The sequence below is a fragment of the Pseudolabrys sp. genome (genome assembly GCF_050250095.1).
GTDB lineage: Bacteria > Pseudomonadota > Alphaproteobacteria > Rhizobiales > Xanthobacteraceae > Pseudolabrys.
This window is the reverse complement of record NZ_JBFWPH010000004.1, coordinates 430233-451973: the sequence shown is the minus strand read 5'-3', so window position 1 is coordinate 451973 and position 21741 is coordinate 430233. Positions and strand designations below refer to the sequence as shown.

Sequence of the window (21741 nt, the reverse complement as noted above, 5' to 3'; positions counted from 1 at the left end):
AATCAGTATACTCTTTCGAGTCGATCCTTGATGTATTTCGTCTGTTTTGTCGGGTTGATCCCGACCGGCTCTTTGAGTTTTTTCTTCGCAGCGGAGGTGAGCTGCTTCATCGTAATACGTGCAGCGGGATTCTGCGTCCGGTTCCACTCCTGGATCTTCGACCAGGCCTGAACCTTGTCGCTACCCTTTGAAGTAACCCACTCGGTCGTGAGCCTGGATCGCTCCTTAGATAGCGCATCGCTCTGGCGCTTGAATGAGGCTGCTTTAGCGCCCTCTTCCGCTTCGCGGGCAGGTGTGAAACCGAGCACCCGAGCGGCCGCTTCCGCATAGTTGTACGGTTCAGACAGCTGACGGCCGGTTGAGCTTTTCTTCCCCTCGCGGAGCTGACGAGCTGCCTTGATCGTGTCTGAAATAAACTTGATTGGCACCATGAGCTCGGCCGCCTTCGCGAAGTCGCCCGAAGCCAGTGCATTTGCCCCGACCACCCAATCGCCGACTAGAGAGATCGGAGCACCACCAATAGTATCGAACACCCAAGCCTTGACGTCGTTCTTGGCGTCAGATTTCGGTTCACCGAACGTCAGTAGGTTGTCCAGGCCGACGCGCGAAGACAGATCGATACCGATCGCGCGTGGCAAGCCGCGGCTGAGGATCTCGCCGCCCTTCTTACCGAAAGCCGAAGCAGCTCCAGCACGGACGGCATCTTCAACCTCGTCCCAGCTTGGAACAGGCACGCCTGCGAATTTCAGTCCGGAAAACAAGAACTTAAAGCCCTCTGTAGGAAGGCCGAGGGCGCCCGCCATAGCAATATGCGTACCAGCAAGCATCGTAAGCGTTTTTAACGCTTCAGCGCGCTCCCCAGGGGTTCGGTTTTCAAGTGCTTTCCCGATCTGCTGGCCGAGCAGGTGAAGGATCATACTTGAATATTTGCGGAACTGAAGCGTGAGCTTACCGAGCGGATGATTGAACACCGGTGCCGCGTTCGACGCCGAATAGAGGCCCTGCGTCGAGTTGACCGTGTCCTGTGCATAGCGCAGCGCTTTGTCGAAATTGCCAGACTTCGACATCTCCATCCGGTATGCGGCTAGTGCAGTCACCGTACGGTTGATCGCTTCGATCGAGCGCGGCATCTGGCGCGCGATGCCTTCGACGTAGCCGATGCCGCTGTCGATGCGGCCCAGCGTGCCGTCTTTGGCTTTCACAAGCTGTGCGATTTCGAAGCCCGACTCGGGGTCGATCGAGCCGCGCTCGACCAGATAGTCAATCATGGCCCTCTCGCGGGTGTCACGGAGATTGCCCTTGATCGTGTCGATGATGCTGGCCTCGCCCGAGCCCGCCGCCGCTTTTCTGGCCGTCTCGCGGATGCCCTGCTTTACTACTGAATACGCAGCGACGTCTTGGTAAGCCCGACCAAGCTCTGTAACGGCGCGCCCAACGCCAAACCGGCCGGCGAGCACCGGGGCTGTCACCATGGCCGGCTGCATCGAGTTGATGACGTTATAAGCCGGCGAGAAGAGTTTATCGATGAATGACACCGTCAGCACGCGCTGGATAGCCGGCGCGAACTTGTTGTTCGTGTTCTGGCCGGCTTCGATCGACTCGCGTCGCAGGACTTCATTAGCGAGTGCCGACCGGCCGAGCGATCCGTCAGTCGTGTAGTCGTTCTTGACCCGCTCCTGGAGATCCTTGAGCGCCGACTCGAGGCGCGGCTGGTACTCCAGCTTGGCCAAATAAGCCGACGAGCTATTGGCGTAGTCCCATGTATTACGCGTCAGATCGCGGGACGCGCCCTCGACGTAACGGCGCGGCAGCCGGCGAGACTGAATGCGGGTGCTGCCCAGCCACCGGATGCTGGCCTCGCGCATAGCGCGGGCGAGCTCGTGCCGCTGGCCGGTCGTCATGTCCTGATAGCCTTTGCCACGCTCCAGCGAGTCCATGAGCTGGGTCAGCTGGTAAGACATGATATCGCCGCGCTTGGTTGGCGCCTCGAAGCGGCGTTCTTCGTACTTAACCTTCGTGAAGTAGTGGCTGCCGGCATAGTCACGCGACGCGGCGGCCGCCTCAGCGGCGGTATCGAAGAATTCAACGTGGCGGTTCTGCACCTCAACACGGAAGCGCTGCTCGCCTTGGATATCCTTCGATGTGACTTTCGTGCCGTCCGGGAAGTGCAGCTTCCCGGTTGCTGAGTCGACATAGACACTGCGCACCGTGGGGCGCAGTTCCATGCTCTTGGCCCAGTTCAGAGCATCATCTCGAGATTTGAATTCGAACTCGTTGTCCGAGATCTTGGCGCCCTTCGCGGGTGCGTCGATCTTGTATTCGCCCACGACTGCGTAGTCGCCGCGACGCATCAGCGGGAAATATGGACCCTCGATCTTGGCCAGCTCTTTGGCATCCATGATCAAGTCCATCGTATGGTGGCCGACACGATCCCGGTCCGCGTCTGTGATGGTCCCCTCGTGGATGCGCTTTGCCAGCGCAGTGTCGTTGACACCCAGCGCCGCGAGGATGCGGTTGTTGATAATGCCTAGCGACATCGCATTCTGTTGGTTGGTGAAGAACGCCATCGCCTCCCGGCGGGCCTGCTTAAGGTCTTCGGGCAATTCCTTCCAACGCTTGTGGAGATCCGCGTGCTGCGCCTTGCTCCAGGCGCCGGCGAGCGTGTCTTTCCCCAGATGTGCGTTGCCAACCGCCAAATCCCGGTCGGCAAAAACACTAGACATTGTCTCGTCGTGCACGAGGCGGGTAAACTCGTCCCAGACTTTGCCTTTGTACTTGCGCTCGAGCTGGTAGAGCTTGCTCACCACCGGCTCGCTCTGGCGCAAGAGCTTGTCGCCCTTGACCCGGATCATCTCCTTCAAATCTGCGATCTTGCGGATCGGGTTATTCTCCGGACCAAAAAACCGATCTGCGGTCTGTGCGATCTGGTCCATCGGGCGCAGTTTCAAGAGTTTCGGCGAGCCAGTCTTCAGGCCCGACTTCTCGACTGCTTTCTTGAACACTTCATTGACATCGGAGACGAGCGCATCGGTCTGATTGCGGACCAGGCGCTGGGGCACGACATCGCGCGGGTCAAGCGGGTGGCGTTGCCATGCCCCCTCGCCACCGTCGATGATCGTACCGCCAACGCGGATAATCCCCTCGAGCGCGGTGTGGGTGCCGGGAGGAAAACCCAGAAGTGAGCGGATCGAGGATACAAACCAATCCCAGACCGACACGATCTTGCGCCCGCCCATATTAATCCGGCTTGCGAGCTCTTTGCTGAGCGGGATGCGGGAGAGCCACTCCTGAAAATCGGGGTTCGAAAACGCCTCGGCAACGAACTCGCGCTCGTTACGCATGGCGTAGACTTTGTCCGGATCGACAGATGTTTCCATCCGGAAATAGTTATCCACCTCATCCATCATTCGTCGGATGATGGCGGTATGCTGGGGGCTATCCCAGATCCGTTCGACCGTCGCAGCGTGGGTCACTTCGTGCAGGACGACGTGTCCCAGCGCGTTGTTAGCGATCGCTTCTTCGCTAATATAAATACGAGAGTTCTTCCCCTCAGGGACATATAGACCCCAAGGCTGCTCGCCCGAACGCAGGCCGGCGCTATGCGCCAATCGTCCGATGGTTTCGGCGTCGACCAGCATCATCGGGACGTCGCCCGCCGCCTTCATGAGCCGAGCGCGGATGAAGGGGGCCATCTTACCTGGGATGCCGCGGAGCTGATCGAAAGTCAGCTTACCAAGCACCTCACTGGACGTTTTGTGGTCGAGCGCGGTGAACGTGACCTGATTGTCGCCGTGGACATCCGAATAGAGCGCGTTCGGGCCGGAGTCGCCAACCCAGGAGACCATGGCATCTGGCTGTAGGTCGCCGATCTGCTCTTTGGTCTTGCCGGACTTCAGCCACTCCTTGAAGTCGTCGACCGACATCTCTTTCGCAGAGAGCACACGATCAAGCCCCTTACCGTCAGAAAAACCACGCTCATATGCCTGAAGGGCTTCGACGCTGTCCCGATAACCGAGAATAGCCTTGTGCTCGTCGAACTTGCCTGTCTTCAGGTCACGCTGGTCGATCACCAGGACGTGCTTGCTCTCATGGTCGGGGCCGACAAACACGTCGACCTGATCTCCGTCGGCACCTTCGGTACGTTTCACGTAGCCGTAGTCGTCGCGCATGTCGACAGACCACGTCTTGCCCGATGCATCTTTGCCGGTCCGCTTCTGGCCCTTCTCGGTCTCGATCGAGATATCCAGACCGTGCACGCGGACGTGCTTCTTCTGATAGTTGCCGGCTTCCTTCTGAGCTTCGGTGGGCTCTTTCGCGGGAGACTTGGCGGGTTCTTTGGGCTTACCCGGTGTCTCGTACTTCGCCCGCTCTTCTGGTGTCAGCTCTACTTTGCGGACCGGTGACGCGGCTTTCGCGCGCTCGACGACTTCTGTGCCCCCTTCCTTGAGCTTAACCTTGTGGCCAGTTTCGACGTAATCCTCGACACCGCGCGCAGACCCGCGAGAGGACGCCGGAACTTTAGCCTGAAGATCCTGTGCTTCTTCCTTGAACGTGTCGGCGGGGGCGGTCGGGATATCCTCGTCAAGGCTCGCAACGCGCTCTTCGGCGACAGGCTTAGTGTCGGCGCGCTGCTCGACGTCGCCGCGGAACACTCGCTTGGCTGCTTCGCCTTCGGCACGGCGTTCGCTGCGCATAAGCGAGAAGTCACCACCGCGGGCTGATTTTTCACGCGCCAGGAACGATGTCACCTGCTCGGCGCGACGCTGCCCAACAAATCCCTTCTGGCTCAGTTTCTTGGCGAGATCTTTTGCCTCCCGCAAGTGCACGACGTAACCCGACGTGCCCTCGTAGCCGACCTTAGTCGGGATCTTGATGCCAGCCTCTTGGGCTGCATCGATGTGCGCCTGGAGTCGATCTCTAAGAAGAGTGAATTCTTCGGCGTTGCGCGGGAAAACCGTCTCCTCGGGAACGTGCTCTTCGAAGATCCGCTTAGCGTTCTCGTGATCGGCTTCGCGCTTCGCGAGCTGCGCCTTGGTCCAATGCTTGCCCTTTGGAGCGTCGATCTTCTTGAGCGATCCGACGTTTTCAGAGAGCTGCTTGTTCTGCGCCTTGAGGTTGGCCTTCGCTTCATCCGTCTGCGAAGTAAGTACGCGCCCCTTTGTCGTGACCGGGCCGGGTTCTTCGACCGGGGGCGCAGTGGACGGCACAGCCTGCTCGGGCTGCACCGGGGGGGCTTCGCCGATAACCTCTGGGGTAACACCCGGCTGCTCGCGCTGGACTTCTTGCGGGATCTCTTCGGCGCGGGCACGCGACGCGACGTCGTCGGCTAGGTCTTCTGCCGCCACAGTCTGGCGGGAGCGCCGATCGGGGTTGTCCATACCCGCCAAGTCCTCAGGCGCGACTGTCTCTCGCGTACGGAGCGCGACTTCTTGGTCGGGGGCAAGCGTGCCAGAGTTAACTGTATCCGGGGAGGGAGACTCAACCCGACCGCGGGAAGCAAGATCACGAAGTGAAGCTTCTTCGCTGGGAAACTCCTTCGGAGGGCGGGCGCGAGGGCCTCGAAAAGCAGCGCCGGCGGCCGCACCCATCACGCCGCCGAGAGCGCTGGGCTCGAGCACGGCGGACACGAGTCGGTCCATATCGATTTCAGGTTTAGCACCGCCCTCTACAAGCGAGCTCTGAACCGAGTAATCCGCCACGCCGCCTTGGATCGCCCCGCCCGCCGCACCCTCGGCGGCGCCGGCCAGCACGCGCTGTCCGATGTTTGCACCGCCCGTGACCGAGGCGCCAGCGCCCTTAACACCGCGAACGATCTGACCGGCCGGGCCAATTGCGTTCGCGGCCGCTCCGACCACAAAATTAATCGCGGGCTTGAGACCAAGCACCTGTGTGTTGTATTCCGCGCGAGCATCCGACTCGTCGTACATCGATCGAAGGCCGCGATAAAGGTCGCTCTTTTTCTGAAGCTCATCGTCGGGGATCGCGTCGACTTCGCGGTAAAACTCATCGACTACTTGACCTACGTTGATCGCGCCACCGGCAGCGGCGACGGCCATCGTCGCCTTGAGTGTCCCGCTAACGAGAGCGCCGGGCAGGATCGACGAAGCGATCTGGGCGGACGTGCCAGTCAGCTTGAGGGCACCGGCGCTGAACGGGTGCTTCCAAAATTCGCCGCTGGTGATCGACGACTCTAGGCGATCGCGAGCGGGCTTCGACAGCTTACCGAGCGTGTCGTCGACGCCCGCCTGGATGTTATTCTCTTTTGCGCGGAAGTAGTCGGCGCGAGTGCTGTCGCCTGCGAGCTCGTTAATATAGCGCCCAAAGCCCATCGCCTGAGCACCAAGAGATTTGACGCTCGAAACGGCGACGTTTCCGTAATCGCTCCACGACGGGCTCTCATCTTCCTTCGGGAGAGCCGAAGGCTCAAAAGCCGTGTCGGGAGAGCTCTGCGCGATATCGTCCAGCGAGACCCAGTCGGACGCCATATTTTACGATCCGTTGAACCCGTTACTGCATCCCGGTCGGCGTGAAGAACTTCCTGGTCGACTCGCGGGTTTTGAATTGGTGGCCGTCCTTGAACTGGTCGTAGAACTTCTTGGACGCGGCGGCATCCTGTTCGGCGAGTTTCTTGTCACGCTCCGACGTGTCGGCGGTAGCCTTCTTGTTGGCAAGCGCTTTGCCGCGTATGGCGACCGCCTGGAGGAACGCATTTTTCGGAACCATGACCTCGCGGCCATCAGAAAGCCGAACAACGCCACTGCCGTCCTCCATCTTCCTGACCATCACTTTTTCGTTAGGATCAACCATCTTCGCCGTAACAGACAGCGCATCTTTTTGGCTGATATCGTTAGTACGGAAGATGTTTGACGCGATGTCTTTGCCGGCGTCGGCGCTTTCGCCAAACTTATAAGCGTCCGGCGCCTGATCGTACGCACCGCCGACTTCCTCGCCGGCTTTGATACGGTCCGTCATCTTGCCCGAAGTGGCCCCTGCGCCCTTCTTGCCCTTACCGTCCTTCGGGGCGGTATAGCGCTGGCCGGCGGCCTCCGTGATGAACTGGTCAAAGCCATCGGTGGCGGCTTTCATCGCCAGAGCCCCGATCTCCTGGGGAGACTTGATAACACCTTCTGCGACGGTCGATCCGTCTAGGCCGTCGACCATGCGGTAACCAAGCGTGCCGTCGGAATTCTTGACCACGCGAAGATCGCGTCCGTCCGGGATGTTGGCGTACGCATTGAGAGCGGCTTTTGTCGCGCCATCCATATCGCCCGCTTCCGCAGCAGCGTGCGCGATCGCGCCATACCGCTGCGAAGCCTGGCGATAGTACTGGAGCATGTGGAAAGCAGCTTTCTGCGCCTTCTCTGGATCGCCCTTGTTCATGTAGTACTGATAGATGCCGCCGAGGGCCGCCATGTTGCGTTCGCCTTCGGGCATTTTACCCTCAGGATCGATCGCCTTTTTGATGGCGGCAATCTCGCTCGGAGATGCTGCACCGGCGCCACGAGCAACAGATGCATACCGAGACCGGCGCGACTGCGCAGAAAGGTCTGTGGTCCCCTCCGGGATAGCTGACTTCGTCTCGCTACCCTGGACGGACTTCACTCCGTACAGAAGTCCATCTCGAACAGCATCGTTCGCGGCCAGCATGCTGAAACCACGAGCCTCAGACTGGTCCCCAGTGCCAGCGTCTTCGGTCCCCTCGTCATCGCCTGTATCGACATCTTCTTCGTCCGGAACGTAGTCTTCAGGCTCGAGGTCTTCTTGGGCGGGTGTCGCGTCCTGGCCGCCTTCAACGACCCCTCCGGCAGCGTATCCCTTCCCGGTATCCCCAGCTGCGCGCATTTCATCGATGGCGCGCTCTCGAATGGCATCGCGTGTGGCGTTGTCGCTTCCTTTTGCTTTGTCGTATCGCCCGATCAGGTCTTCCATAATCGTGACCGGAGGCGTGCGCCGCAGTTCTCTGCGGGCCCGTTCGTGCGACGTGCTTTCGGAGCGTGTGTCTTTCTCGACGGCGCCGCCATCAGCATACGCCAGGCGCTTGGCGGGCTTCTTCTCGATCAGACCCCCGACCGCGGCGAACTGCGCATCCTGTTCCCCAGTGTCGTCCATACCAACGTCGTAAGACATCGGCAGTGCGCTGCGCTTGCCAGCCGCGCCAGCCGCACCGTCGATCAGGTTCTGCGACTCGCCCTTTTTCGCGGCCTCTTCCTCGGCGTCGAGACGATTGCGGCGTTTCCACGACTCGAGCTGCTCGCCCATGATCGCGCGGCGCATCTTGCGGTTTTCGTCGAGTGCCGAGCCAGATCGGTTGTAATAGTTCGCGCGGGCGCGCTTGATCTGCTGGTCGAGTGCCTTATTCGTCGGATCGGTCTTCTCGTCGGTTGTCGCCTTCAAGTATGCCGTGCGGGCGCGCTTGTACTCTGCGTCATCCGAGGCTCCCAGGATCTTCTGGCCCGCCTGTGCCGCAGCAATGAAATCTTTAATCTCCTGGCTGAACGACATCGATTACCTCACGGGTAGCGCGGCGCGCGTAGGCGAGCGCTTCATGGCGTGGGCTGTCGCCGGGTGCACCTGCGGGATGGCGCCAGTGCGCTGCTTCATTTCGTCTTTTTCTCTGCCGGCTTTCTCGATCAGGCCGTAGAAGTGCTTCTGGCCGTACCAGTTCACAGCTTCCTTGGGCATGACGAACTCGCCGGCGGTCAGCGCCGTCTTGACGTCGTCAACCGCTCGCCCGCCGCTCGGGCTGGCCTCCATAGGGACGTCGCCGGCTGGCTCAATCTCGCCGCCGTCGGCAGCGAAGATCCACGGCTTGCTCGACTGCATCAGAGCAGATGCGCCGAAACCGAGCACCGAGCCTAGGCCCGAAGAGCTCGACTGGTTGAGCTTGTCGGCGTAGTAGTTTGCCTGCGCCTGACCATTGAGAGCGTTGGTCCAGGAATTCAGGGCGTTGTTACCCTGCCCCTGCCACTGCACGCCTGTGCCCATCGTGTTGGCGCCAGATGCGGTAGTTGCAAGCGAATTGTTCACAGCACCGGTGCCGGCCTGGAGCGCTGTGTTGTATGTGCCGGCAACCTGACCGGGATAGCCCCGACCGACGTTAATCGCCTCCGACCGAAGTGCACGACCAGTGGCGTCGACCATCTGGTCGCTCTGGTTCGCCGCGGACGCTGCTGTCGCGGCCTGCTGGGCGCGTGTCGTGAAGTCTAGGGCAGCAAATCTTGTCGACCCCGGATTGATGCCGTAGGCCTCTAGATCTCGCACCGCGTTCGCTCGCTGGGCGTCGAACTGCTGGGCGACATTCGAGATCGCCCGGCCACGCTCGAGATCTTTGCGCTCGGGCGATGCATAGTCCTGCGCGTCTTTCGCCAGGCTGTCTTCGAGTGGCTGGAAAATCTGCTCGTAGCGCGACCGGTCCATCGCCGCAGCGCGATCGTTTTTATTTTGTGTCGTGAGAAACGCGTCGATTACGCGATTGGTGATAGATTTATCTTGGGCGTACTGTTCTTTCGCCCAAGCAAGCTGCTCTTTGCCCAAGTCATAAGAATACTTCGCCGCTTCGGCGGAAGCGTTCGCGACTGGTGTATAGTCAGGAGGCGGACTGGCTCTGCTTTTGCCACCCATCTTACGCGGCCCTTTTCCGAACAAAGCTGTTGGGCGTGATGTCTAGCCAGCGGCACTCTTCGCGGCGCATGGCTACAATGACGAGGTCGCCGTTCGGAAAAACGTCGGGGACGCGCGTGACTTCTTTGAACCCCAGCTTTAAGTCAAAATCAAGTGCTTTTGTGTTGGCTGCTGGCACGGTGCCAAGCACTAGTTCGCAGCCGAGCTGTGTGAACGGATAATCGAAACACACCCAAAGAAGATCTTTGTTGATCCAATTGGGTGTGAAGCCAGCCACATGCATTCCAATGCTGCGGCCGGTGAAGTTCTGGTAGATGACACCGCCAAGTAACTGTCCAGTCGCCGGATCAAACCGTGAGATAACCTGGTCGACGTTCTTATTGAACGAGCACCCCGAAGCCTTCGCGATCTCGTGCCCGTGGTTCTCGACACCAAACACAATCATCTCGGGATCTGATCCTCGGTAATCAGGCCCAGATCGACAAGATCCTGAAACGTCACAGCACGGTCATCGCGCATGCTGCTGCGGCGCCCTAGAATAACCTCCACGGCCTCCTTGAGTGCCGACACACTGCGTACCAAACCCAGTGCGTTCTCCGTGGGCTCCGGGATTGAAGGTAGTTTTCTGTTAGACACCCGCGAGCTCCTTCGCTGACGTTGCAATCTGCAACGATGAAATATGCACGCGGGCCTCAATCTCAAACTGCCAGAAGTCAGCGGTAAAGCCCGACGGCAAACGCATCATCTCGCCTGACTCCCGGAGCTCGCGGGTCATCACCAGTTCGCCGTCAGCATAGGCCCGCACCAGGCCGTATTGGTCCGCGGCGAGCGTCTGGATCGCGTTGGTATTCCGCACCGGGTTCTGGGCCGGCGTCGTAGCCGGCACGTCGAAGAACACCTTCAACGCCGCGAAGTTCCGAGATGACGGTGTCGTGATAATCTTGGACCGCCACTTGAAGGCTTCGTACTCAGGATTCAGCCCAGCAATATCCAGCCAGTAAACCGCCTCGTCCTTAACGACCAACACCTCGCCAGACCACACGTCCGTGACTACGTTCACAATCGGCTCCCCCGAAGAGAGCAGATTAAAAGCGACATTCTCGCTGTTGGGATCAACCAAAATACCCGAGTATGCATCGCTAAGATCTTCGTCAGCGAATGCGGCTCCTACGTCGAACGCTGTCGGTTCGAACACGCCGAACCGTGCACTGCCGTATGCGTAATACGCTGTACCGACCTGGGCACACCGAAGCGTGGCAGCGGGTGTGAGCTTCTGCCATTTATCCGGCGTAATAAGCTTACGGGTCACATTCACCGCGGTGCCGGCCTGGTTGACCAGAATGAGGCCGTTTGGAGATGCGTAATATACGCCATCTGTTGTGGACAAAATCGAGCCACGCGACAGGCAGGCTTCGAGGGCGCTCAGTTTCGACAAGACCATCGACGCTGGATGAGAACCAGACGCCAGTTCGGGCGACCCTTTCGTGAGGACAACCAGGATCTGCCCAACCACACCAAGCCCAACGATGGGGTATTCGGTCAAGACCGTGTACTGAGTCGGCCATGCGTGCATGCGATATGGCTCGCAGAACCACACCTCATTGCTGCGAAAGCCGGCGATGATGCCGTTCGGCAGTGACGTGATCCCCTGCAAATCTGTGGGTGGCGCGGTCCAGTTCGTGCTAGCAAGTTCCACTCCGGACGCGGCGTCGGTATCGCTCGTATCGTCAGGGTACGACGCAGCGCCAATATCGACTTCGTCTACGAGGAAGTACGTTGCGTTACCGCCCACCGACGTAACAGTGCGGTACACGCGGACTTTCGTCAGGTTGCGATCCGTACCCAGATCACCTGCGGCAGCGGCCGGGAGTGTCACCGTAAAAGTGTCGTCTTCCTTGCCCGTGATAAGGTACGGTAGGGACGGCGGCCCCTCCTCACCGTAGGCGCTCATCCAGGTTACGACGTAAGCGCGGGTAGACGTGGTCCCCGAACTCCCGCCTGAGGCCGAAACAGTAATGGCGCCTGGGCGGGGGACACCCAACAGAAACGGCGATGATCCGGCCTTGATCCGGGCCAGCGTATTATACATCGGTTGGATCACCGGCGATGCCCAGTAGTAGCGATCGAATGTGTCGCCGATAACTGTGCTCCGGATGACATCCGTATCGGGATGTGTAAATTCAAGCCACGTCGAGTCGAGAAGGTGTTCTCGATCCGAGAAGTTGTTAGGAATACGAAACACCTTAGCCGTCGACGAGTCTACGTCGATCAATTTTGTATGTTTATTGATGCCGCGAGCGGCGCCCGAGTAGAGCCAGGTGTTCTCGGCGTAAGCGCCATAGGCGTCCGGCAGCAGGCGATCATCCACTGCCGGTAGCATGCCTCTAAATGGAGAGATTTTGATCGCGGGCATCTTGAGCAATCCGCTTAGGTTTGCTTCAACTTAGCCAAAACGGCGCGGCCGGCGGCCTGCTCAGCAAGCACAGCCTTCGAGAGAACCGGCTCTGGAGCCTTCTCTTCGACCACTGTTACCTTCACCGGTTCAGCCGGAACCTTGACCACTTGTGCCGGCGCGATGTCCACCGTTTTAGGCTCGGCTTTGAGTTTTTCGTCTTTCTTCGGGTTCATCACTTCATCTCCTTGGCTTCGAGTTGCTCAGTCCACGGCCTGAGAAGGGCCTTTGTCGCAGCCGGCTTGGCGCCGGCATACCTCTTGCTAGACCCACCCTGGGTCACACCGATCCGCGGATGGTGATCCGCCTTCTTCATGGCCGCTGGCATGTTATCTAGCGGCCGCGGCCCGTTCGGAAACTTGAACAGATCGCGCGACATCACTTCCTCACTTCAATCGTCGTGATACGACGCTCATGATCGCTGAGCGCCTTTGTGTGCTCGTCGAGAGTTTTCTTTTGGGCCACGTACTCGCCAACAACGGCGGTCATGCGCTCATCCATACGAACCAGCGTGTTCGACATCCCAAAGAGGCCGATCACGCCAGCAACGAGAAGCGCTGCGACACAGCCAAGAACTAGGCGCACGAACGTGTCCGGGGAGCCACTTTTCCCCTGCGTAACTTCGGTCATGGCCAGCATCCCAGCCGGCGCCCCACGCCGTTACGAGTGGAGATATCACGAGCCAGATCCGGGCCGGCGAAACGGCGAGACTTGGGGTTCCGCGTATTATGTTTCATCGGACCGGTGGTGCCGTCAGCATTCGCCCCAAGGGCTTTGCATGTCGGTTCAGTACTCGTCTCGGTCGTACGGGTCGCGCACGCCGTGAGAGACGTCGCTGCGAGAACCAGAAACAGCGCCATCCACTTTCTTGGCCTGAGCCTTTTCGGCGCGGTCCCACTCAGCTTGTTTGTATTTGAGGCCGTCATTGTAGTACTTCCCTGCAACAACCGAGAAAGAGAACGCGCCAATAGCGACGCAAACCGCGACAGTTCTGAGGTTCGGGACGAAGCGTGCTACCCACGGGGGTAGCAGTACAGCTATCGCCACTGCGGCAAGTCCGATCAAGTTGGCGATCGACGACCAGCCCCAGATGAAGTTCCAGAAGGCCCCGAGCGTCCACATCACTCGCGCTCCAATTCTTTGCGCAGTTTTTGTCGCAAATAGCCGAACCACACGAACAAGAAGACGATGAACGCGAGCACGGCGACACCCAGCACCGCCCGCCAATCGTAGAAGATGCCGGTGAATGTCCCGCCGGTGACGGCGGCTGTCGCCCACGTCCAGACCTTCTTGTACCAAGGCTGCTTCGGCTCGAAGTCGGGCGACACATCGTGCGGCGGCGGTGCATTGTCGTTCGCCGCATTCGGATCGTTATCATTGTCGGCTTCGGGAAGCCCCGCGAACGCCACAGATTGATGCCCGGCATCGCAGAACTCGAAGTGCATGGGGTCCTTGCGACCGCGGTAGTCGCCACCCCACCGTGCACCCTGGCGTTTGAACGCCTGCACGACGGGCTGCGGGATAGTCCCCGGATACCCGTCATGGTCTGCGTCTGCCGCATTGAAGCCGTTCTGACCGGCGGCCAGGTCGATCGCGGCACCGAACGCATGGTTCGACCAGCGTGTCTTACTGCCTCGAATACGGCGGGGATTGTATGTCCCGGCGCAATTCGAAACGCCCAGGCGATTGATAGTCGCCTGGTCGCGTCCGTAATGCTGCCAGATATCGTTGAGTGCCGCCGTGAGCGCGGGTGCTGCTTTTCGGTGGAACCGAATATATTTGAGCGGGCGACCGTCATAGTACATCTGAAACGGCGGGACGACTTTTACAAGCTGCCGCTCGACCTCCCCCCTCCCGGGATCGCCGTAAAATGCGATCAGATCATTCTGGTTATCTTTTGGCCATGCACTCATAGTGTTACCAGCCCTGAAACGGCGACCGCAGGATCACGAACTTGGCCCCGAGCCGCCCCCAGCACTGCCAGCCGCAGTGCCACTCAACCGCGATGCCGGAGTAGGAGGCAAACGGGAGCCAGAACCAGCCGACGCGGGAGACGCACCAGTGCCACCCAGTCTCGCCCCAGTCTCGCCGCATCACGATCAGAGGCGACTGCGTGATCGTTGTCGAGGCGCGGCCGGTGACGTAGTGGTCGCGATCCTCGAACCCGATCACGTATCGCTTGAAGTTCATCGCCGGGTTGCGCAGCCACCAGAGCAGCCGTCGCTTCCACGCCGGGTCGTCTGGTCGATACCAGTCGGCCATGCCCTCGTCGTTCTGCATCCACCAGATCGGGTTGAGCTTCTGTTTCCACGAGCGCGGCGGGGTTTTATTTGCAGGACAGAATACCGTATTCATCACGCGGCTCTCGCGTACTTGAACGGAGTGCCAGGAGTATAGGCCGTGATCGTATTGCTACCGGAAGCGTTGTACGATGAGGACGACGTGATGATCTGTAGCCCGCCCGCCGTTCTCCGGAAGTGCGTACCTTCGACAGCAACGTTCCCATTGATTGTGATTGCTGTAATTTCACCGTTTGCCCACACCGACGGGCCGGACGCACTCGCGTTTCCGTTGAATGTCGCTGGTGCCGCGACAGTCGTGTCGGTCAAGTTGCGGGTGCAGAGCGCCTTGAACCCAGTCGGCGGTGTGTGTGTAAACGCGCGCTGGCCGAAATTGAACGTCAGGTTTGGCACAGACCCCGACGAGCCGTCGCAGCCCGCCGGAAAGAACACTCCCGACAAACTAGTTGTCGGACTGCCCTGCGCAGATCCGTTTAAGTAAAATTGAAGAGTCCCGCTATCAAGGTCAAGCGCAACCCCCACGACGTCGTTTGTCGTGAAGGATGCGTAGGACGCCGTCAGTGAGCCAGACGATGCAGCATAATAGTCGCCGGTGGCGAAGTACCCGTAGCCGTAGGGATCGTTGCCTAGGTACGTCGCTTTGTTAATTAGGGCCTTCGCAATTCCAACGGCGTTGGCTGCGGCCGACGACCCGACGGTGACCTCCCAGTACCACTTTCCAGATGATACGCCGATTGTCCCGAGAACTACCGAATACGCCGCGTTCGATGTGCCTACAACTTTCAAATTAGCCTCAGACAGCGTGAGGTTCGCACCCATATCAAGAGGATTAAGCGTGCAGTAGTTGCCGCGCGCGGCCGGATCATCTCCATATCGGCTCGGCACGTCGAGGGAGCTGTCGGAGACAGTAAAATTATTTGGGGTTGCGTCTCCGCCATTTCCGCTTCGGTCCTTGCCGAGCGTCGAGGACGTTGTATTAGAGTTATCCGAGAAATCGAAGTACCGCCCGTTTGCGCCGTAGCTACCGCGATATTTTTTCGCGACCCACTCGCCGGTGGCGGGGTCGGTCCGACCAAAATAAGACGGATCAAGCGCAAGCCCGTCGATGTAGTTTACTTCGGAGATCAAGCCGTCGTAGAAAAGCGTATCGCCAGTCGGCCCCGCGCCGATGCGGTGGTCATTCGCACCACCGATGTAAAGATCGGAGTTCTGCGATGGGTACGAGGCGGTGCCGAGAGACGTGATCTGGACGCCGCGAGCATATAGTTTAATACGGTCCGAGGGTGTCGCCTGAGTCGTGTCAACCGCGGCGAGTACGTGCATGTGGGCACGCGGATCGAGGTATACCGCATTTGAATACACCTTCGCGCGCTCGGTCGAACCTCCCGTAATGTCGTAAAATTGCAGCGTTCCTGCACTAGAAAAAATTAGACGTGTTTTATTGTCAGAATTTGTGCCTGCATAAAACAGCACCTGGGAGGTCCCAAACCCAGCCCGCTTCACCCACATTGAAATCGTGTAGGTCTTGCGATTGCCGGCGGATGGCGTCCAGTTCAGGTACGCAGTGCCGTCAAAGCGCAGCGAGCGGGAGATGCGCAGCCACGATAAGACAGACCGGAGAGCGCGGGCGCTTGCGGAGCCGAATGTGCTAACGAGAGGCATGTTAGTTACCCGACGCGAACGACGCCTGCACAATGAACGTAGCAGAACCCGTTTTGATGATTGTGAATTGGTAAGTGTCACGCTTGCTCGGTGTTCCAGCATCGGGCGCAGGCGAACCAAGCCATTCCGGCGTAACGGCGCTGCCGTCAATCTTAAAGCTATTCTGCTTGTAAGCCGTAGATCCGTTAGTGACCATGACGGCTAATGATACTGTCTCGCCGGTAGCCATAAGGCTATCAAGCGAGTTCGATCCATCACCCCGAATATTCAGACCCCAGTCAGTGTCAGTGTTCGTTGTGAAATAGTGGATCGAGGCCGTCAGGATATCGATGTTATTGTCACCCGATGCCGGGTTGTCAGCAACGATATTGACCTTCTCCAGTGCTCGCTGAAGCTTCAGGAAGTCGGAAAACGTCTGTTTGGCGGTGAACGTGTTGGCTTGGGTCGCGATCGCCAATAATGTACGTAGAGCTGCTGCGTCTAGCTCCTCAACAGCGCCATCGCCAGCTGTGGTCCGACCAAGAACCCTGTCTGTCGCCATCGTAATGACATGCTCTTCGTTCCAGTTCGATGGCTGGACCAGCGTGTTGTCAGTGCCGTCCGACTTGGCGGACTGAAAATTATGTTTCGCAGAGATCGTCATCGATTACCCCGTTACAATTCCCTGACGACAAACAAGATCAGGTCTTCTTTAATTTGGCCGCCGGACGTAACGATTGTGACTACCACCCGGTAAGTTACGCCGTCGTTTCCGCCGGAGACGAAATAAGTAACACTCAGTTCGTCGTCGCTGATTTCGTTACTTGGTACTGACAGCGCGCCGCTTGGCGACACAGCAAACGAAACCGAGTCGATCGTCTCTCCACTGTCGAGCCAGTCGGAATAGTCGATTGCGTACCGCTTCACATCCGCTGGGGCTTTTTTGTATTTCGCGAGTGACATCTTCGCTCTCTTTAGGCTGCTGCTCGACGCATCGGACGGGCAGGAACGTGCGCGGACCGGATCTCGCCCAGAACGTAGCCCCGACGCAGTTCGGAGCTGACAAACGCGGTTTCGGTATTCGCGGTCGATGCGACGCCGACAAACAGCGACCCGGCAAACATGTCGGGGGTTTCGCTAGCGGCAAGATCGGCGTTCCATGCCCGAAGTAGCGACCCACTAAAGGCATCCGGCATTTCGCTTGCGAACAATACAGCGCCGGTAACAGACGTGAACGCTGCTGCCAGAACATCCTGGTCTTCACTTGGGTCAAGAGGACCAACGCCGTCGGCGCGCTCGGTCACGTCGAGGTCAAAAATAACCTCGGCTTCAGCTTGTGCGGCCAGAACGTCGGGCTGCTCTGTAGCATCAATGCTGAATTCAGTTACAGCATCAACACTGATATCCGTAGTATCCTGCGGCTCTGCGGTGCTAATGCTAACCGAGGCGACGACCGCGACGACAGACGTAAGGACATCTTGTGCTTCGGTGGCATCGAGCGACAATTCGATCTGCGCTTCGATGTCGATGTTGGTTGTATCCTGGGCCTCGACCGCGCCAACGCCGAAAGTAGTGATCGAACTGATATCTACAGAAATCGAGTCGGCGCCTTCAGACGCCGAAACCAAAAACTCGGTAACCGCCGAAAGCGACGCAGACGCGCTGTCCTGGACCTCAGCCAGGCTGAGATCCAGCACCAGTTCAGTTTCGAACGCGGTTTGTTCGAATGCTCCTGGATTAAACGCGCCGGCCATCGGCTAAACTCTTAGCCGTGTGTGATCGAGCCGGAGTTGAACGTGATCGTCTGGCCGACCGAAATGGCAGTGGCGTTGATGACCACGTTTGTGCCCGACGTGCCGACTGTCAGACCAGAGCAGATGACTACGTCGTCGCTGTCGCGGATCTCGGCCAGCGCGGCGGTGCCAGAAGCAGTAGCTGTCGTGGTCAACGGAGTGCCAGCAAAAGTGAGCACCCCCGACAGCTTAGTGCCCATCGGCTTCGGAAGGGTGACGATCGCGAGCACCCCTGTAGCGCCCGAAAGCGAAGAAGTGCCGATCACAAGCTGAGCGTAGCTCGAGCCGGCATCGGCGTTATCGATAACCTTCTGGAGGCGATCGTCTTTGACTGTGCTGGAGTAGATTACACTCATAAGGAGTCCCCTTACCGCTGGCTGCCACGGGCGTATTGCGGGAACCGCCACGTCTGCCCGTTGTAGAGATTTTGGTGGAGCGTCTCGGTCCGGGCTCTCGCCATACCGCTGCGGAATTTTCGCATGTGGTAGATCGCGAGACGCTCGGACGAGTACGGTTTCGCCGGCTGCGCCATCATGTTGGCAAGCACGCCATGCAAAATGTCGTTCTGATATTTGTTCAGAATAGCGCTCGGAAACTGCGGATATCCGTCGGTGCGAGCCGGATCTACGACAGTCAGAGAATATGTCGCGGTGTACTCCTGCGACGTGCTAGGAGCACTCGAAAGCTTGACAACCCCGATAACTGGCATAGTTGCGGCAGTCAGGATCTCGTTCGCGTCGACCACAGAGATGAGCGAGTCGACCGCGCCCGGCTCGCCGGGAACGACATCGTATTCAGTGTTTTCGGAGGTTACTTCGAAGGTAACATCCTCTTTCCAAGCCTTTGTGACCTGAAAGAACTCGTTCAGTACGTTGAACAGTTCAAATTTCACAATTTCCTCGGTGGCGCCTGGCAGGGACACGAGGGCGTTCATCATGAGTCGGGAGATTTCGGGTTCAGTCGTGATGGTCACGGCGACACCGTCAGAAGCTGGGATCTAAACGTTCCAATGAACGCGGCGGCGCGGGAGTCCTGCGTGCCTTCGTCATCGCGCAGCTGGGCTCGGCCGACCATGTAGAACACGAAAGCCGATCGATACTGTTCGTCCACCGGAACAGCGGTGCTGTCGTTGGCGGTGAACGAGGGCAGCGCCCCGAAGTAGCTGAGGAAAAGATCGGGCCTGATGCGGCGGGCTTCCTGCACAGCAATACTGAGCGCCAACACCAGTTCACTGTCGCTGTAGCGGTACGGAGCGATAGTGTCCTGGAGAAGGACTCGTGCTTCTGTGACGTAATCGGAAACCGTCGCGAGAACTGCCATCAGGGCCTCTCAAGGAGAGCGTGGGGGCTTGTGGCCCCCACACCCATTTCCCGTTAGGCCTTGGTGACAATGGCCTGAGCCAGCGCAGTGCCGTCGACGACCTTGTAGCCGTAGACCTGGAGGCCGCGGAGGATCTGACCGAAGGTCATTTCCGAACGCAGGGTCTCCATCTTGGTCATCTGCGAGGCGAAGGTCAGACCGTGAGCATGACCCGCATAGATCACGTACTCGCCGGCCGAGAGGCCCGCCGCCGTGCCAGACGGCATCAGGTTCGACGTATAGAGCGTGAACCGATCCACCATGCCGAGGCGGCCGTTGCGCAGGATCGAGACGCCGTCGCCAGACAGATAAGCCTGACGCAGCTCCGAACGCTTCACCAGATTGCCAGCCCAGGTCGGCATGACGATCCAGCGTCCCGTCTCCGGGATGTTCTGCTCGTCAAGCGCCTGGCCGAGGCGGAGGATAGCGTCGAGGATCTCGACTTCGCCGTTGCCAGGGGTATTCGCAACAAGGGCAAGCGGGCCCGAGCTGGTCACGCCGAGGTTAAGAGCGCCGGTGATCGCGCCGGCAGTAGCGCCGCGGTTGGCCGAATTGGCCTGGCCGAGGATGCCCAGAAGGACCGCCGTATCGATCTTGATCTTCATCTGCTCGGCGGCATCGTCCGACCACATGCTGAGCATGTTCAGATCACTCTGAACATCCATCACGTCGTCGAGGATGGTCGAGAAGTACTTGCCCTGGTCGATCGCCAGCTCGATCACGTTGCCGGTCGGGCGCTGCAACGCGAGTACGCCGTCGGCCTTGTAATCGTTGATGGTGATCGTGGGCTTGGTCCGGATCTTGACCTTGTCGCCCTGGTTGCGGATCTCGCCTTCGTAGTCCGTGTTCGAGATCGCGCCGAGGACAGTCGACGCGTAGAACTTTTCGACGAGTTTGCCGGACCAGATTTCAGGAATGAAACCGGTGCCCGACAGGTTGTTGCCGGACGAGCCGGCGGGATAGATCGCGGGTGTAGTTGCACCCGACGCGACAGGAAACGCCATCTTAGCGAACCCTCAATGAGAAGTTACCGAATGCGCCCTTCTCGCTCGGCTTCGAAGATCTGCTTTTCAAAGCGTTTCTTCTCCTCGTCGCGTCCACGGTATTTGCCCGCGGCGACGTCGGTATAGAACCGAGTGATTTCAGAGCGCGTGATGAGGGGCTTCTCAGCGGGGGCGTGTGCCGCCGCAGTCTTGGCTCTGCCAGGCGCCGCGAACGTTTCGAGCGGGATCTTGGTCGGAGCGGGTTGCTCCTGAGCCGGCTCGTTATGTCGCGGGGCTACCGCAGCCTCTTCAGCGAGGAAGCCTTCGAAAAACGCAAGCACACGAGGAGTTTCATTCTGCTCGTAAGCCTGGTTCAGTAGGTCCTGACGAGTAACACCGCTGAAGGTGTCCTTCAACGAAAGCCACTCGAGGAATTGTTCGTTTGTATTCAGTTCTTTCCAGTTTGGAACACGCTCGTTGAGTTTATCCAACATGCGGGTTCGATCGGTTTGGGCGACATATTCGCCAACGGCGCCCATTTTCGTTTGGAGGTGTTCGAGCCGCTTTTTCAGCTGCTCGACTTCGGGAAGGAAAACTTCCTGGGCTTTCTTCCCGACCACACTCAGAAACTCGTCGCCGTAGCTCTGCTCTTCTTCGGGGGTGATGAGCTTCGGCGCCTGTACGGTCGGCGACGGCTCGTCTGGCTGGCGAACCTTCGTTGTTGCGAGAAGGCGCTCCAGATTTGCGTTGTGTTCGAGGACTTCGTTCACCCGCTTCTCGAGGCGGTCGTAACGCCCCTTCATCGACTGGTATTTATGCTTCCAATCTTCCTGACCTTCGGACGGCTTGGGCTCGGTCGGAAGCCCGGCGGGATCTGCCGGGGGCGGTTCGGCGGTGAGCGCCGGATCTGCCGGAGGCCCCGCTGGCGGTTCTGCGGGAGCGGCGACCGGTGGTTCAGCCGGTTCTTCTTTGCTGTAGACCTTTTTGTGGAGCTCTTCAGCGGCGGACCCGGCAGCGGCAACCGCTGGCGGGATTTTGACGCCCGGATCGACGTCGGCGAGCTTCTTACTCATCAGTTCTCCGTGGGTGGCGCGTGCGGCGGATGCGGCACGGGCAGAAAGAGCGGGCGGCGTTGGTTAGGCGCCGCCCGGTATCGATTACACAGGGGCCTTCAGAAGGCCGACGAGGGTCACGGCTTCCGAGCCGGACGCGGCGTTTGTCACGATGCCGCGATAGATCTGGCTCTTGTTGGTCGGGACCGCGGTGGTGCCCGACAGCGTCACGCCATCGCCGGCCGTGAGCGTGACCGTGTTGTCGTTCGTGTTCAGGATGGCCATGTCGAACACCGAGTTCGCCTGGGCGTTCTTCAGAGCCGCTACCAGCGCCGCGGCGGTGGCGGTGGCGACCGAAAGGGCGCCGTTGGTGCCAGACTGCTGAATGACAGTGTTGACCATCTCGGCAGCGGTCAGGGTCGTCGTAGCGCCGGATTTGGCGACGATCGACGCCTGGCCATTCTGGTTGGCCAGATCCGCAACAGCATTGATCGCGTCGGTCTGGCTGGTCTGGGCCGTAACAAAACGTGTTGCCGTCAT

Annotated in this window: 20 protein-coding genes; all 20 read right to left on the bottom strand. The window is 59.3% G+C overall.

All coding sequences use genetic code 11. The annotated features are described in order from the left end of the window. Positions 1 to 2: 2 nt before the first annotated feature. The gene (locus AB7F10_RS15440; protein ID WP_428587181.1) at positions 3 to 6485 is read right to left on the bottom strand and encodes a PLxRFG domain-containing protein; all 6483 of its coding nucleotides are present in this window, start codon (positions 6483 to 6485) and stop codon (positions 3 to 5) included. Positions 6486 to 6507: 22 nt separating this feature from the next. After that, positions 6508 to 8502 (bottom strand): hypothetical protein, encoded by a 1995-nt coding sequence (locus tag AB7F10_RS15435; RefSeq protein ID WP_428561644.1) that lies wholly within the window; start codon positions 8500 to 8502, stop codon positions 6508 to 6510. Between the two features lie 3 nt (positions 8503 to 8505). Next, positions 8506 to 9534, bottom strand: a complete 1029-nt coding sequence (locus AB7F10_RS15430) for a hypothetical protein (RefSeq protein WP_428587179.1) — start codon at positions 9532 to 9534, stop codon at positions 8506 to 8508. A gap of 88 nt (positions 9535 to 9622) precedes the next feature. Further along, positions 9623 to 10066 carry a hypothetical protein gene (locus AB7F10_RS15425; protein ID WP_428561648.1) on the bottom strand — a complete coding sequence of 148 codons (444 nt, stop codon included), beginning with the start codon at positions 10064 to 10066 and terminating at the stop codon, positions 9623 to 9625. Positions 10067 to 10249: 183 nt separating this feature from the next. Beyond that, positions 10250 to 12034 carry a hypothetical protein gene (locus AB7F10_RS15420; protein ID WP_428561650.1) on the bottom strand — a complete coding sequence of 595 codons (1785 nt, stop codon included), beginning with the start codon at positions 12032 to 12034 and terminating at the stop codon, positions 10250 to 10252. Between the two features lie 14 nt (positions 12035 to 12048). Next, entirely contained in the window at positions 12049 to 12249 is a 201-nt protein-coding gene (locus tag AB7F10_RS15415) for a hypothetical protein (protein ID WP_428561653.1), read from the bottom strand. Between the two features lie 202 nt (positions 12250 to 12451). Beyond that, positions 12452 to 12703 (bottom strand): hypothetical protein, encoded by a 252-nt coding sequence (locus tag AB7F10_RS15410; RefSeq protein ID WP_428561655.1) that lies wholly within the window; start codon positions 12701 to 12703, stop codon positions 12452 to 12454. Positions 12704 to 12859: 156 nt separating this feature from the next. After that, complete coding sequence (locus tag AB7F10_RS15405; RefSeq protein ID WP_428561658.1) at positions 12860 to 13195, bottom strand: hypothetical protein; 336 nt, start codon at positions 13193 to 13195, stop codon at positions 12860 to 12862. Continuing rightward, a complete protein-coding gene (locus AB7F10_RS15400) occupies positions 13195 to 13986 on the bottom strand; it encodes a M15 family metallopeptidase (RefSeq protein ID WP_428561660.1) in 792 nt (263 codons plus the stop codon). Before AB7F10_RS15400 ends, AB7F10_RS15405 begins: the two co-directional genes overlap by 1 nt. Positions 13987 to 13990: 4 nt before the next feature. Next, positions 13991 to 14428: a hypothetical protein gene (locus AB7F10_RS15395; protein ID WP_428561663.1), complete on the bottom strand. Its 438-nt coding sequence runs from the start codon at positions 14426 to 14428 to the stop codon at positions 13991 to 13993. Beyond that, entirely contained in the window at positions 14428 to 16035 is a 1608-nt protein-coding gene (locus AB7F10_RS15390) for an SPRY domain-containing protein (protein ID WP_428561666.1), read from the bottom strand. The genes AB7F10_RS15395 and AB7F10_RS15390 overlap by 1 nt, the downstream gene beginning before the upstream one ends. Position 16036: 1 nt before the next feature. Beyond that, positions 16037 to 16678 (bottom strand): hypothetical protein, encoded by a 642-nt coding sequence (locus tag AB7F10_RS15385; RefSeq protein WP_428561669.1) that lies wholly within the window; start codon positions 16676 to 16678, stop codon positions 16037 to 16039. An 11-nt stretch (positions 16679 to 16689) separates the two neighbouring features. Further along, complete coding sequence (locus AB7F10_RS15380; protein WP_428561672.1) at positions 16690 to 16977, bottom strand: hypothetical protein; 288 nt, start codon at positions 16975 to 16977, stop codon at positions 16690 to 16692. Positions 16978 to 16988: 11 nt separating this feature from the next. Continuing rightward, entirely contained in the window at positions 16989 to 17768 is a 780-nt protein-coding gene (locus AB7F10_RS15375; protein ID WP_428561675.1) for a hypothetical protein, read from the bottom strand. 11 nt (positions 17769 to 17779) lie between these two features. Further along, positions 17780 to 18163, bottom strand: coding sequence for a hypothetical protein (locus AB7F10_RS15370; protein ID WP_428561678.1), 384 nt, complete (start codon positions 18161 to 18163; stop codon positions 17780 to 17782). A gap of 11 nt (positions 18164 to 18174) precedes the next feature. Next, complete coding sequence (locus AB7F10_RS15365; protein WP_428561681.1) at positions 18175 to 18780, bottom strand: hypothetical protein; 606 nt, start codon at positions 18778 to 18780, stop codon at positions 18175 to 18177. Further along, positions 18777 to 19127 carry a hypothetical protein gene (locus AB7F10_RS15360; RefSeq protein ID WP_428561683.1) on the bottom strand — a complete coding sequence of 117 codons (351 nt, stop codon included), beginning with the start codon at positions 19125 to 19127 and terminating at the stop codon, positions 18777 to 18779. Before AB7F10_RS15360 ends, AB7F10_RS15365 begins: the two co-directional genes overlap by 4 nt. 53 nt (positions 19128 to 19180) lie before the next feature. Continuing rightward, positions 19181 to 20170, bottom strand: a complete 990-nt coding sequence (locus AB7F10_RS15355) for a hypothetical protein (protein WP_428561686.1) — start codon at positions 20168 to 20170, stop codon at positions 19181 to 19183. Positions 20171 to 20193: 23 nt separating this feature from the next. Beyond that, a complete protein-coding gene (locus AB7F10_RS15350) occupies positions 20194 to 21222 on the bottom strand; it encodes a hypothetical protein (RefSeq protein WP_428561689.1) in 1029 nt (342 codons plus the stop codon). Positions 21223 to 21306: 84 nt separating this feature from the next. Continuing rightward, positions 21307 to 21741, bottom strand: coding sequence for a hypothetical protein (locus AB7F10_RS15345; protein WP_428561692.1), 435 nt, complete (start codon positions 21739 to 21741; stop codon positions 21307 to 21309).

Excerpts from the sequence above, each read along its gene's own strand:
- AB7F10_RS15440 (WP_428587181.1), bottom strand. The coding sequence starts at position 6,485 with ATGGCGTCCGACTGGGTCTCGCTGGACGATATCGCGCAGAGCTCTCCC.
- AB7F10_RS15435 (WP_428561644.1), bottom strand. The coding sequence starts at position 8,502 with ATGTCGTTCAGCCAGGAGATTAAAGATTTCATTGCTGCGGCACAGGCG.
- AB7F10_RS15425 (WP_428561648.1), bottom strand. The coding sequence starts at position 10,066 with ATGATTGTGTTTGGTGTCGAGAACCACGGGCACGAGATCGCGAAGGCT.
- AB7F10_RS15420 (WP_428561650.1), bottom strand. The coding sequence starts at position 12,034 with ATGCCCGCGATCAAAATCTCTCCATTTAGAGGCATGCTACCGGCAGTG.
- AB7F10_RS15415 (WP_428561653.1), bottom strand. The coding sequence starts at position 12,249 with ATGAACCCGAAGAAAGACGAAAAACTCAAAGCCGAGCCTAAAACGGTG.
- AB7F10_RS15410 (WP_428561655.1), bottom strand. The coding sequence starts at position 12,703 with ATGACCGAAGTTACGCAGGGGAAAAGTGGCTCCCCGGACACGTTCGTG.
- AB7F10_RS15405 (WP_428561658.1), bottom strand. The coding sequence starts at position 13,195 with ATGTGGACGCTCGGGGCCTTCTGGAACTTCATCTGGGGCTGGTCGTCG.
- AB7F10_RS15400 (WP_428561660.1), bottom strand. The coding sequence starts at position 13,986 with ATGAGTGCATGGCCAAAAGATAACCAGAATGATCTGATCGCATTTTAC.
- AB7F10_RS15395 (WP_428561663.1), bottom strand. The coding sequence starts at position 14,428 with ATGAATACGGTATTCTGTCCTGCAAATAAAACCCCGCCGCGCTCGTGG.
- AB7F10_RS15390 (WP_428561666.1), bottom strand. The coding sequence starts at position 16,035 with ATGCCTCTCGTTAGCACATTCGGCTCCGCAAGCGCCCGCGCTCTCCGG.
- AB7F10_RS15385 (WP_428561669.1), bottom strand. The coding sequence starts at position 16,678 with ATGACGATCTCTGCGAAACATAATTTTCAGTCCGCCAAGTCGGACGGC.
- AB7F10_RS15380 (WP_428561672.1), bottom strand. The coding sequence starts at position 16,977 with ATGTCACTCGCGAAATACAAAAAAGCCCCAGCGGATGTGAAGCGGTAC.
- AB7F10_RS15375 (WP_428561675.1), bottom strand. The coding sequence starts at position 17,768 with ATGGCCGGCGCGTTTAATCCAGGAGCATTCGAACAAACCGCGTTCGAA.
- AB7F10_RS15370 (WP_428561678.1), bottom strand. The coding sequence starts at position 18,163 with ATGAGTGTAATCTACTCCAGCACAGTCAAAGACGATCGCCTCCAGAAG.
- AB7F10_RS15360 (WP_428561683.1), bottom strand. The coding sequence starts at position 19,127 with ATGGCAGTTCTCGCGACGGTTTCCGATTACGTCACAGAAGCACGAGTC.
- AB7F10_RS15355 (WP_428561686.1), bottom strand. The coding sequence starts at position 20,170 with ATGGCGTTTCCTGTCGCGTCGGGTGCAACTACACCCGCGATCTATCCC.
- AB7F10_RS15350 (WP_428561689.1), bottom strand. The coding sequence starts at position 21,222 with ATGAGTAAGAAGCTCGCCGACGTCGATCCGGGCGTCAAAATCCCGCCA.
- AB7F10_RS15345 (WP_428561692.1), bottom strand. The coding sequence starts at position 21,741 with ATGACGGCAACACGTTTTGTTACGGCCCAGACCAGCCAGACCGACGCG.